The sequence below is a fragment of the Roseateles sp. P5_E11 genome (assembly GCF_054049355.1).
On the sequence record NZ_JBFUMO010000193.1, the window covers coordinates 1 to 9,865 of the forward strand.

At 69.1% G+C, this 9,865-nt stretch carries 8 protein-coding genes; 5 read left to right on the forward strand and 3 right to left on the reverse strand.

Translation table 11 applies throughout. The features are described from left to right. The 3 genes from ACXJKR_RS15630 to ACXJKR_RS15640 form a co-directional block, all read right to left on the reverse strand. Nucleotides 1–1,020: ABC transporter substrate-binding protein (locus ACXJKR_RS15630; RefSeq protein ID WP_457323603.1), on the reverse strand; the 1,020-nt coding region annotated here is incomplete at its 3' end. Between the two features lie 149 nt (nt 1,021–1,169). Next, on the reverse strand, nt 1,170–3,512 hold the full coding sequence (locus ACXJKR_RS15635) for an ABC transporter permease (RefSeq protein WP_457323604.1): 2,343 nt from the start codon (nt 3,510–3,512) through the stop codon (nt 1,170–1,172). Continuing rightward, complete coding sequence (locus ACXJKR_RS15640) at nt 3,505–4,203, reverse strand: ABC transporter ATP-binding protein (protein WP_457323605.1); 699 nt, start codon at nt 4,201–4,203, stop codon at nt 3,505–3,507. Before ACXJKR_RS15640 ends, ACXJKR_RS15635 begins: the two co-directional genes overlap by 8 nt. 131 nt (nt 4,204–4,334) lie before the next feature. Between ACXJKR_RS15640 and ACXJKR_RS15645 the strand changes: the two genes are divergently transcribed. The 5 genes from ACXJKR_RS15645 to urtB all read left to right on the forward strand — a co-directional run bounded on the left by ACXJKR_RS15645 (nt 4,335) and on the right by urtB (nt 9,832). Further along, nucleotides 4,335–4,919 (forward strand): hypothetical protein, encoded by a 585-nt coding sequence (locus ACXJKR_RS15645; protein ID WP_457323606.1) that lies wholly within the window; start codon nt 4,335–4,337, stop codon nt 4,917–4,919. 13 nt (nt 4,920–4,932) lie between these two features. Continuing rightward, the gene (locus ACXJKR_RS15650; RefSeq protein ID WP_457323607.1) at nt 4,933–5,949 is read left to right on the forward strand and encodes a sensor histidine kinase; all 1,017 of its coding nucleotides are present in this window, start codon (nt 4,933–4,935) and stop codon (nt 5,947–5,949) included. Further along, the gene (locus tag ACXJKR_RS15655) at nt 5,946–6,695 is read left to right on the forward strand and encodes a LytR/AlgR family response regulator transcription factor (RefSeq protein ID WP_457323608.1); all 750 of its coding nucleotides are present in this window, start codon (nt 5,946–5,948) and stop codon (nt 6,693–6,695) included. Before ACXJKR_RS15650 ends, ACXJKR_RS15655 begins: the two co-directional genes overlap by 4 nt. 231 nt (nt 6,696–6,926) lie before the next feature. After that, on the forward strand, nt 6,927–8,177 hold the full coding sequence (gene urtA / locus ACXJKR_RS15660; protein WP_056203781.1) for an urea ABC transporter substrate-binding protein: 1,251 nt from the start codon (nt 6,927–6,929) through the stop codon (nt 8,175–8,177). Between the two features lie 113 nt (nt 8,178–8,290). Next, nucleotides 8,291–9,832 carry an urea ABC transporter permease subunit UrtB gene (urtB, locus tag ACXJKR_RS15665; RefSeq protein WP_457323609.1) on the forward strand — a complete coding sequence of 514 codons (1,542 nt, stop codon included), beginning with the start codon at nt 8,291–8,293 and terminating at the stop codon, nt 9,830–9,832. Nucleotides 9,833–9,865: the final 33 nt, after the last annotated feature.

Consider the following 9,865-nt stretch of genomic DNA (forward strand, 5'->3'; position numbering starts at 1 on the left):
GTTGTAGCCCAGTTGCAGTGTGGCGCTGCCGAGCAGCTCGGCCATCTTTTCCTGGTCGGCCTGGCTGCCGCCATTGCCGGCCAGCATGGCCAGGGTGTCGATGCTGTAGAGATGGGCCTGGGCGGTGCCGGGCACGGCCTTGCAGCTGAAGTCGCGCTCACCTTCCAGCCCCATGGCGCCCAACTCGCCGCGAGCCCAGTCGCCCATGATCATCATGGCCGCGCGCTCATTGGCGAAGTCGGCAACGACGTCGGTCCAAGGGCGCTCGCCGGGCGCCACCCCGCTGGCTGGCAGAGCGAGGTTGCGCCAGTTGCGCAGGCGCTTGAGGGCGCGCTCCAGCGCCGGGTCGTCGAAAGCGCTGAGGTCGCGTTGCTCCAGCATGCGGCGGTACAGCGCCGGGCCGGCTTCGCTGAGCAGCATGGCCTCGAAGATGGTGGCCACCTGCCAGGGCTCGTCGCTGAAGGCGACCGGCGTGACGCCGACAGCGCGCAGCTTGACGGCGGCGCGCTCCAGGCCGTCCCAGTCATTGGGCGGCTCGATGCCATGGCGCTTCAGCAACGCTTTGTTCAGATAGAGGTTGTTGATGCGCTGGATGCCCAACGGTGCCGCGACGATGTGCCCGCGCACCGTCACCTGGGCCATGACCTGCGGGAACATGACCTTGGACCAGTTGCGCTTCGCGGCGACACCGTCGAGTTCGAGCAGCAGGCCCATGTCGGCCCATTCGTTCATGGACGCGCCGTTGAGCTGCGCCACCTTGGGCGCCATGCGGCGCAGGATGCGCTCGTTCAGCACCTTGATGGCCGGCCCGCCGCCGCCGCCGGCCACGGCACCGTCCACCCACTTCAGGCCGTTCTCGGCCATGCGTGCGGCGACGTGGTTGGCCGCGGCGCGTTCGCTGGCAGACGTCCACCAGTGCAGCACGTTGAGCTCACCGCTGCCTTCGGGCGCAGGCGAGGTCGAAGCAGGCCCAGCCGCCATGGCCGCGCAACTCCAGGGCAACACCGCCAACGCCAACATGCGCCGCATCTTGCGGGCCGCCCGGCAGCGCCAACCTTGCGTTTCGTACGACTTCTGTAATGTTGTGTGACTCAAGGAGATCGCCACCTGCCGGGAGGCCGCGATTGTCTTGAGAAGTGCTTCAAATGGCGATTGGGGCTTACCGTGACTCAGGCGTAGGCAAGCGCCTGCGCAGCGGGAATGCGCAACGCGCGGCGTGCGGGCAGCGCGCAGGCAATCAGCGAGATCAGCGCCATCAATCCGAGCCAGCCGAACGCCGTGGCCGGGCTCGGCAGCAAGCGCCATGGCACGCTGAACATGATGCGGCCGAAGGCCACCTCGAGCAGGGCGCTGATGGGCAGGGCCAGGGGCAGCGACGTCAGCCAGGCCAGCACGACCAGGGTCAGGCCCTCGACCTGCACCATTGCCAGGATGGCGCCATCGCGTGCACCGATGGCCCGAAGCACACCGATCTCGCGCCGGCGCTCCAGCACGGCCAGGCCCATCGTCGAGGCCAGGCCCATCGCACCGACGGCAATCATCACCAGGCCCATGGCGCCAAGGAAGTCCACAACCATCAGCAGATGGTCCTCGACGACGCGGCGGTTGTCGGCCTGGGACTGGCTGGCGGCGACGCCGATGCCGGCCTCGGTGAGGGACGCGCGCAGCTGCTGTACCGCGTCGAGCAGGGCGACGGGCGAGGCCGGGCGATCGAGCTTCAGCACCAGGCTGGTCGCGAGCTCGTTGCCGGCCAGCGCGTCCAGCGTGGCGCGCGAGGTGTAGGCCAGGGCTTGCGGGCCGGCATCGACGAGGCCGACGACGGTCCAGTCTCGCTCGGCGATGCGTTGGTGGCTGCCGACGGTCAGCGCGGGCTGCTGCCTCTGCAGCAGACGGCTGACGACAAGTTCGCCGTCACCCGCCAGCCAACGACCCTCGAGCAGACGCGGCGCCAGCAGACGGCCGCTGGGCGGCACGCCGAGCAGCGTCAGCGGCTCGGCACCGAGGCTGGTACGCAGCCCGCGCCAGGCCTCGGCCGCCGCGACGCCAGGCACCTGCTGGGCCAGCGCCTCCAGCTTGGTGGCGGGTGAAGGCGTGGCGACGCGCACCTGCAGCTGGAAGCGCTGGGCATCGAAGAGATCGTCCACCGACCCGCGCACGGCGCTGCGCAGATTGGCCGCGCCCAGGTACACCGCGCCGCCGCTGGCCAGGGCCAGCACGGTCAGCAGCATGCGCTGGCGGCGGCGGAAGGCATTGCCCACCGACAGCAGCAGTGGCCGCGCCCAGCCACCGAGCAGCGGCACCAGCCGCGCCGCCAGCGCGCCACGCTGCAGGCTCAGCGGCCGGCCTTCGCGGGTGATGCCGATGTCGCGCAGCGCCTCGCCCACGGGGCGGCGCAGGGCCGTACGCACCGGCAGCGCGGCGGCGGCCAGCGGCAGCGCGAGCCCGACGGCCAACTGCATCGTGACGCCCCACGCCGGTGTGGCGATGCCGTCGAGCGGAAAGTTCAGCAGCTCGGCCTTGAGACCGCCGTAGAGCCGCCCCAGCCACAGCGCCAAGGGCAGTGCGATTGCCGAGGCCAGCAGGCCTAAAGCGCCAGCCTGGGCCAGCACCATCGCGCCGATCTGGCCAGGCGAGCCGCCCAGCACCTTCATGACGGCGATCTCGCGCGTCTGCCCGGCCAGCATCGCGGCCACGAGGTTGACGACCAGGAAGCCGCAGGCCAGCAGCGCCAGCAGGCCGAAGGCGCCCTGGGTCATCAGCAGCGAGTCCATCTGCGCAGCGTGGATGTGCTGGCCGGGTTCGGGCACGTCGACGCTCTTGACCACGTAGCCACCGGCGATCAGCGCGGCCTTCAAGCTGTCGACGACAGCGCGCACGTCGGTGCGCGTCGCGTGCTCGTCCCGCATGCGGAACTGCAATTCGTTGAAACCCGCTGGCGCACCCAGTCGCGTCAGCGTCGCTCCGGTGCCGTACAGGTAGACGAGGTTTTCCATCCAGCCGGGCGCCTGGCTGACGTCGCGCACCAAGCCCCTGATGTCGACCGGCACCGTCTCGGCACCGGCCGCGCGCAGGGATACCGGCTCGCCAACGCTGGCGCCGGAGAAGTCCAGCGACGAGCGCTCGATCCACAGCCCGCCGTCCATCGGTGGCGTGTCGAGCTGCAGCCGCCCGATGTCGGCGCGCTGAAAGTCGTCGAACGCGATGACGACGGCATTGCGCGAGCGACCATTGGCCTGCACGGCGGCCATCACGCTGCGCCGCAGCCGTGCGGCGGCGACCTGGGGCTGTGCCTTGGCAAGGGCCAGCGCCTGCGCATCGGCCCGGTCCAGCACCAGCGTGGCCGAGACGGGCAGGCTGGCGCTATAGCCCTGGTCGGTGGCGCGTTCGACCAGGGTCCACGCATTCAGGATGGTGCCGGCGGCGGTCAGCCCCAGCGCGACCGCGAGCACAACGAGCAGGCTGCGCGCGCGGTGTTGCCAGAGGTCGCGCCAACTTTTCAGTGCCCTAAGCATGACGGCGGTCCTCGACGAGGCGGCCGTCGCGCAGGCGCAGGCTGCGCTGCACCTGGCCCAGAGCGGCGGCTTCGTGCGTGACCATGACGATGGTGACGCCTTGTTCCCGGGCCAGCTCGGCCAGCAGCGCCAGCAGCGCTTCGGCGTTGACGGAGTCGAGGTTCCCAGTCGGCTCGTCGGCCAGGATCAGCGCCGGCGCGTTGGCCAGCGCCCGGGCCAGGGCCACGCGCTGCTGCTGGCCGCCTGAAAGGGCAGACGGGAACTTGTCCGCCTGGTCGGCCACACCCAGGCGCTCGAGCAGCGCCAGTGCTCGCTCAGGCCGTTCAGCGGCCGGCCACTGGTCGCAGAAGTCCATTGGCAGCATCACGTTCTCCAAAGCGGTCAGCGTCGGCAGCAGCTGGAAGAACTGGAACACGACGCCGACTGCCTTGCCTCGCCAGCGGGACAAGGCGCGCTCGGGCAAAGCGCGCAGGTCTTGGCCAGCCACGCTCAGCTCGCCACTGCCCGCGCGGTCGATGCCGGCGAGCAGGTTGAGCAGCGTCGACTTGCCACTGCCCGAAGGGCCGACCACGGCGACAAACTCGCCGGCGTGGATGTCGAGGTCGAGGGCGGCGAGGGCCTGGAAATCGCCGCCCGCTTGCGGGTAGCTCTTGCCGACGCCGCGCAGGCGGATGAGTGCAGTTGGGTCCATGGCGACCAATGTAGGAAGCCGCCGGCCGTGCGGCGCACCGTTGGACGGCACCGTTGTGCCACTCGGCGATTCGGCCCTCGCCAGGCGTCCCGCGCGTCGCGATGCTGCGGCATCCCTTACCTGGAGACGTCATGAAAGCTCTTGTCCTGTCCCTCGCTCTCGCCTTCACCGGCATTGCCCATGCCCAGCATGGCGGCGCGGCGCCCGCAGCCGCCGCTGCGCCGGCCGAAGCCGCGCAGTTCGACTTCCTCGTTGGCCAGTGGGAGCTGGAGGTGGCACCCAAGGTCGGTGGCCTGGCCGCGATGATCCACGGGGCGCCCAAGTTGATGGGCAGCTGGAAGGCCTGGAAAGCCTTCGACGGCTACGGCCTGGATGACGAGCTGCGCATCTTCGATGCGTCGGGCAACCCGACGTCGCTGAACTACAGCCAGCGCATCTTCGACGCCAAGACCAAGCGCTGGCTCATCAGCGGCCTGGATGTCTACCGCGCGCGTTTCGGCAGCAGCAACGGCCAGTGGCAGGGCGGTGAAATGCTGCTCGAGGGCAGCGGCCAGAACGCCGAGGGCAAGCCGGTGCTGACACGCACGCGCTTCACCGAGATCACCGCTGACCGCTTCAAGATGCGCCAGGACCGCTCGCTGGACAATGGCGCGAACTGGGAGGAGGGGACGCTGACCATCGTCGCCAAGCGCACGTCGCGCAAAGCAGTTAGATAGGCGCGGAGCAGGAATGGGCAGAGCCTGGATCTGGGTGCAATGGCTGATCGGCTGGCTGCCGGTAGCAGCGCTGTTCGCGGTGCTGATGATGACCGTGCATGGCGCCGGCATTCACGAGGCGCTGCATTACTCGCTGCGTCTGATGGCGACGGCGGCCGTGCTCGGCCTCGTCGTGCACCGCTTCACCGCTCGCCTGCCGTGGCCACATCCGCTGAAGCTGAGCTTCGTCGCCAAGCATGCGCTCGGTGCGACGCTGTACGCCGTGGCCTGGGTCGCGGCCAACAGCATCGTGGAGAGCCTCGTGGTGGGCCGTGTCGTCCTGGTGGTTGGGCCCGGCATCGCGGCCTATCTCGTCACCGGCGTGTGGTTCTACGTGATGATCGCCGGCGTCGCCTACGCCCAGCGCGCCGCGGCCCGCAACGCGCAGCTCGAAGCGCTGCAGGCGCGCAGCCAGCTGGCAGCCTTGCGCGCCCAGCTGCATCCTCACTTCCTGTTCAACGCGCTGCACACGGTGGTGCAGCTGATCCCGCTGGACCCCGAACGCGCCACGCGCGCGGCCGAGCAACTTGCGGCCCTGCTGCGCGCGAGCTTCGACAACCCGCGCGAGTTCGTCACGCTGCGCGAGGAGTGGGCGATGGTGCAGCTTTATCTGGACATCGAGGCCATCCGCTTCGGCGAGCGCCTGCGTGTTGTCACCGAGTTCGAGGACGCGGCGCTGAACGAGCTGCTGCCGAGCTTCGCGCTGCAGACGCTGGTGGAAAACGCGGTGCGCCACGGTGCCGCGCCGCGGGTCGAGGCGACGACGGTGCGCGTCACAGCACGCGTCGAAGGCGAGACCCTGCTGATCGCCGCGGCGGATGACGGCATGGGCGCCGAGCCCGCCGCGCTGGAGGCCGGTGGCACCGGCCTGCGCCGGCTGCGCGAGCGGCTGGGTTGGCTCTACGGCGCCAGCGCTTCACTGACGGTGCAGACGGCGCCTGGCCGGGGCCTGCGCGCCGAACTGCGCCTGCCGGTGAAGGACGAGGCATGACGGCCGCTGTCACCGCCCTGATCGCCGACGACGAGCCCGTCGCCCGTGCCGGCCTGCGCCATCTGCTGCGCGGCCTGCCCTGGCTGCATTGCGTGGGCGAAGCGGCCGACGGCCCGGCGGCGCTGGCCGAGATCCAGCGCCTGAAGCCCGAGCTGGTCTTCCTGGACATCCAGATGCCGGGTCTGCTGGGCACCGAGGTGCTGCGCCGCCTGGCGGAGTCCGGCACGCCACCGCTGGTCATCTTCACGACGGCGCACGCTGAACACGCCATCACGGCCTTCGAGCTGGGCGCGCTGGACTATCTGCTCAAGCCCTTCGGCGCTGAGCGACTCAATGCCACGCTGGAGCGTGTGCGCGCCGCTCTGGGCGAGCCCTGCCCACCGGCGTTGGAGCGACTGGCCGAGCTGCTCGGGCGCGGCCCGCTGACACGCCTGTTCGTGCGCAGCGGCGCGGCCATCGTGCCGGTGGCCGTGGCCGAGGTCAGCCACTTCGAGGCAGTGGGCGACTACGTCGCCGTGCACGCCGGCGGTGCCGAGCACCTGCTGCATCTGGCCCTGGCGCGGCTGGAGGAGAGGCTGGACGCCGAGCGCTGGGTGCGCATCCACCGCGGCTGCATCGTCAACCTGGATGCGGTGGCGCGCTTTCGCCGCCTGGCCAATGGCCAGCTCAGCGCCGAACTGAAGGACGGCCGGGCGTTGATGGTCAGCCGAAGCCGGTCCCAGGTCTTGCGCGGCTTGGCTGGCTAGGGTCTACCCGCAAGCCACAAATCGGGGCATGACCAGCCCTGTTTTCGTGCAATAGCCCAATGCTGCAGTACACCAACGGTGCAAATTGCACCGCGACAGGGCTGTCATGGGCCGTGAACGTGCGACCCGGTGGGCGATCGCCGGGTGTGACGAAGTGCACGAAGCTGGCACGGGGCTTGCGCTCATGCCCTCCGGCTACCCGACCCTCACATCCAACCTGGAGGAATACCGATGCTTCGCCGTTCCGCTCTTGCACTGGCCACCGCTGCCACCCTGCTCCCCCACGCCGCCTTTGCTGCCGACACCATCAAGGTCGGCGTGCTGCACTCGCTGTCCGGCACCATGGCCATTTCCGAGACCGTGTTGAAGGACACCGTGCTGATGGCCATCGACGAGATCAACGCCAAGGGCGGCTTGCTCGGCAAGAAGCTGGAGCCGGTGGTGGTTGACCCGGCCTCCAACTGGCCGCTGTTCGCCGAGAAGGCCAAGCAGCTCATCTCGCAGGACAAGGTCGCCGTCGTGTTCGGCTGCTGGACCTCGGTGAGCCGCAAGTCGGTGCTGCCGGTCTTCGAGCAGACCAACGCGCTGCTGTTCTACCCGGTGCAGTACGAGGGCGAGGAGCTGAGCAAGAACGTGTTCTACACGGGTGCCGCGCCCAACCAGCAGGCCATCCCCGCCGTCGAATACCTGATGAGCAAGGACGGCGGCGGCGCCAAGCGCTTCGTGCTGCTGGGCACCGACTATGTCTACCCGCGCACGACGAACAAGATCCTGCGCGCCTTCCTGAAAAGCAAGGGCATCCCCGAAGCCGACATCATGGAGGACTACACCCCCTTCGGCCACGCGGACTACCAAAGCATCATTGCCAAGATCAAGAAGTTCGCCGCCGAAGGCAAGAAGACGGCGGTCATCTCCACGATCAACGGCGACTCCAACGTGCCCTTCTACAAGGAACTGGGCAACCAGGGCCTGAAGGCGACCGATGTGCCGGTGGTGGCCTTCTCGGTCGGTGAGGAAGAGCTGCGCGGCGTGGACACCAAGCCGCTGCAGGGCCACCTGGCCGCGTGGAACTACTTCATGTCGATCAAGGCGCCCGCCAACGACGCCTTCATCAAGAAGTGGAGCGACTACGCCAAGGCCAAGGGCATCGCCGGCCACAAGGACAAGCCGCTGACCAACGACCCGATGGAAGCCACCTACATCGGCATCAACATGTGGGCGCAGGCCGTCAAGAAGGCCGGTAGCACCGACACCGACAAGGTCATCGCCGCCATGGCCGGCCAGACCTTCACGGCACCTTCGGGCATCACGTCCAAGATGGACGAGAAGAACCACCACCTGCACAAGTCGGTCTTCATCGGCGAAGTGAAGGGTGACGGCCAGTTCAACGTGGTGTGGAAGACGCCCGGCCCGGTCAAGGCCCAGCCGTGGAGCCCCTACATCCCTGAGAATAAGGGCAAGAAGGACGAGCCCACGAAGTAAGCCGCAGCAAAGCTGCGGCGCGCCGTCCGACCGGCCCGGCCGGGTTGGGCGGCGCCCACTGGAGAGGCGCGCGTGCTGTCGCACCGCGCTGGTTTTGACTCGGCTGGGCCTTCATGATCAAGCGACTTCTTTTCGGTTGGCTGCTGGCGCTGTGTGGCCTTCAAGCCTGGGCTGCGTTGCCACCCGAGCTGCTCACCCGCATCGCTGCGGGTGAGGGTGACGAACGTGTCGCCGCCCTGAACGAGGCCGTGGCCCAGGCTGACCCGGCGCTGGCGGACTATCTGCATGCCCTGCTCGACGGCCGCGTGCGGCTGCGCGAGGGCAAGGCGGTCGTGGCCGCCGAGGGCGCCGCGCCGCCAGAGGGCGACGAACCCATGCTGAACAACCGCCTGCGCCGCGAGATCGACTCGGCCCTGGCCGGGCTGGCCCTGCTGTCCAAGGATCGCGACACGCGCGCCAAGGCGCTGGCGACGCTGCGTGAGGACGCCAGCGCCGCCAAGCTGCCGCTGTACGAGCGTGCGCTGGCGGCCGAGACCGATGCGGACCTGCGCGGCCAGTTGAGTGCGCTGGTGGCAGGCGCCAAGCTGTCGTCCACCGACGCTGCTCAGCGCCGCGCCGCTGCCGTCGAGCTGACCGGCAGCGCCGACCCGACGACGCGGGCCCTGCTGCTGGATCGCATCGGCAGCGAGACCGATGCCGCCACCAAGGCCGCGATGAAGAACGCCATCGACGCCATCGGCGACCGCCTTGCCTGGGGCGAGCGCGCCCAGCTGCTGTTCTCGGGCCTGAGCCTGGGCTCGGTGCTGCTGCTGGTGGCGCTCGGCCTGGCCATCACCTACGGCCTGATGGGCGTCATCAACATGGCGCACGGCGAGCTGCTGATGGTGGGCGCCTACGCCACCTATTGCGTGCAGCAGGGCTTTCGCGCCTGGCTGCCCGCCGCCTTCGATTACTACCTGTGGCTGGCGCTGCCCGCCAGCTTCATCGTCGCGGCCCTGGTCGGCGCAGCGATGGAACGCACCGTCATCCGCTGGCTCTACGGCCGGCCGCTGGAGACGCTGCTGGCGACCTGGGGCATTTCACTCGTGCTGATGCAGGCCGTACGCACGCTGTTCGGCGCGCAGAACGTGGCCGTCGAGAACCCCACCTGGCTGTCCGGCGGCTGGGCACTGCTGCCCAATCTGACGCTGCCCTACAACCGCCTGGCCATTCTTGGATTTGCAGCGCTGGTGCTGGTCGGCATGGCTTTGCTGCTGGCCAAGACGCGTCTGGGCCTGATGGTGCGTGGCGTCACGCAGAACCGCCGCATGGCGGCCTGCGTGGGCGTCAACACCGCCAAGGTCGACACGATGGCCTTCGCGCTCGGCTCCGGCATCGCGGGCCTGGCCGGCTGCGCACTCAGCCAGATCGGCAATGTCGGCCCTGACCTCGGCCAGAGCTACATCGTCGACGCCTTCATGGTCGTCGTGCTCGGCGGCGTCGGCCAGCTTGCGGGCACCGTCTACGCGGGCCTGGGCCTTGGGGTGCTGTCCAAGCTGCTGGAAGGCTGGCAGGGCGCTGTGCTCGCCAAGATCGCGCTGCTCATGTTGCTGGTGCTCGTCATCCAGAAAAAGCCACAAGGCCTGTTCGCATTGAAGGGCAGGTCGGTCGAATGAAGAAGACGTTGCTCATCGCGGTGGCCCTCGTGC

Coding starts and splice junctions, on each gene's coding strand:
- ACXJKR_RS15650 (WP_457323607.1), top strand. CDS start 4,933: ATGGGCAGAGCCTGGATCTGGGTGCAATGGCTGATCGGCTGGCTGCCG.
- ACXJKR_RS15655 (WP_457323608.1), top strand. CDS start 5,946: ATGACGGCCGCTGTCACCGCCCTGATCGCCGACGACGAGCCCGTCGCC.
- ACXJKR_RS15640 (WP_457323605.1), bottom strand. CDS start 4,203: ATGGACCCAACTGCACTCATCCGCCTGCGCGGCGTCGGCAAGAGCTAC.
- urtA (WP_056203781.1), top strand. CDS start 6,927: ATGCTTCGCCGTTCCGCTCTTGCACTGGCCACCGCTGCCACCCTGCTC.
- ACXJKR_RS15645 (WP_457323606.1), top strand. CDS start 4,335: ATGAAAGCTCTTGTCCTGTCCCTCGCTCTCGCCTTCACCGGCATTGCC.
- urtB (WP_457323609.1), top strand. CDS start 8,291: ATGATCAAGCGACTTCTTTTCGGTTGGCTGCTGGCGCTGTGTGGCCTT.
- ACXJKR_RS15635 (WP_457323604.1), bottom strand. CDS start 3,512: ATGCTTAGGGCACTGAAAAGTTGGCGCGACCTCTGGCAACACCGCGCG.